This window comes from Mycoplasma leonicaptivi ATCC 49890 (genome assembly GCF_000622205.1).
GTDB classification, from domain to species: domain Bacteria; phylum Bacillota_I; class Bacilli_A; order Mycoplasmatales; family Metamycoplasmataceae; genus Mycoplasmopsis; species Mycoplasmopsis leonicaptivi.
The window spans coordinates 1-1,272 of the sequence record NZ_JHWE01000082.1 but is presented as its reverse complement, the minus strand read 5'-3'; the positions used below and the strand labels follow the sequence as shown (position 1 = coordinate 1,272).

The window sequence follows — 1,272 nt, the reverse complement described above, 5'->3', positions numbered from 1 at the left end:
AAAAATATTTTTTTTATAAATTTTTGGTAAAAAACGCACTTTTAAAAAGTAAAAGTGCGTTAGTATAATAAATTACTGAAAGTTTAAAATAAAAAGCACAATATGTGCTTTTTCTTATTCTTTTTTTTAGTATAGTTATGAACTATAACCAGTTGTTCCTACATTATTTAAATCATCTTCACTAGGTTCTTCATTACTTGCATTTGGATTAGTATTAGAATTATCAATAACTGTATTTTTATCTTCAGAAAGGTTATTAAAAATTAAATCAACAGTAAGTATATATTCTTTTTCAGAATTTCCGAATTCAGCGAAAACAATTTTTACATTTTTAATTTTTCTTTTTACAGAATCATATTCAGCAGTTGTGTCTTTAATGAAAAAATAATTTCTTAAAGCATATTTTCTTCTATTGAATTCAGGTTCTTTGATCAAATCTTGTCTATCAAATTCAAAATCTTCATCATTAGATTTTTCTAACTCTATTCATTTATTATAAATTTCCTGTGGATCATTAAGATTATAAAATTTTGAATCTTCATCATCTGTTCCAGTATATTCTATTTTTGTTATATGTTTTAAATCATCAGGTATTGTATTATTCTCGGTTGAATTTGTTTGCTCTGATTCTTTTGGTTCATTATTCGATGTACTATCAATAGGTTCTTCATTATTTACTGTATTATTAGGTTTTTTAGTATTATTTTCAGTTTGATTATTATCTGTTACATTTGAATCAGTATTTTGTTCTGAATCTTGTATTTTTTCTTTTTCTTTTAGAAACTTTGTTTTAATATCTAAAACTTGTTGCTTTGTTGTCGCGGTATCAATTTGTAAAAACAATTGTTGAATTGTTTCATTATTTGTATAAGCAGACATTTCTTGTTTTAAGTTCTCTTTTTCTTGTTTTAATTCTGCTTCACTAAGTTTTTGTTTTTCTAAAATTCTAATTTTATTTTGCTTAATTTTCTCATCAATTTCAGGTAAAGTTAATATATTTTCTTCAACAAGAATTTCTTCAAGTTTATTTTCTTGAACACTATTTTGATTACAACTTATTATATAAAAAAGAGGTGATACTGAACCTAAAACTAAAAATTTCTTTAAATATTTTTTCATAAATACCTTTCATTATATTACTGTTTAGTAATATATAAATTATACATAAAAGGTTGTTTTTAATTTTAAACTTTCAGTAATTTATTATACTAACGCACTTTTACTTTTTAAAAGTGCGTTTTTTACCAAAAATTTATAAAAAAAATATTTTTT

At 22.0% G+C, this 1,272-nt stretch carries 1 protein-coding gene; it reads right to left on the bottom strand.

Going from position 1 to position 1,272, the window contains the following annotated elements:
• Positions 1–135 precede the first annotated feature (135 nt).
• Positions 136–1,119, bottom strand: coding sequence for a hypothetical protein (locus tag BU00_RS0103605; RefSeq protein ID WP_027121501.1), 984 nt, complete (start codon positions 1,117–1,119; stop codon positions 136–138).
• Positions 1,120–1,272: the final 153 nt, after the last annotated feature.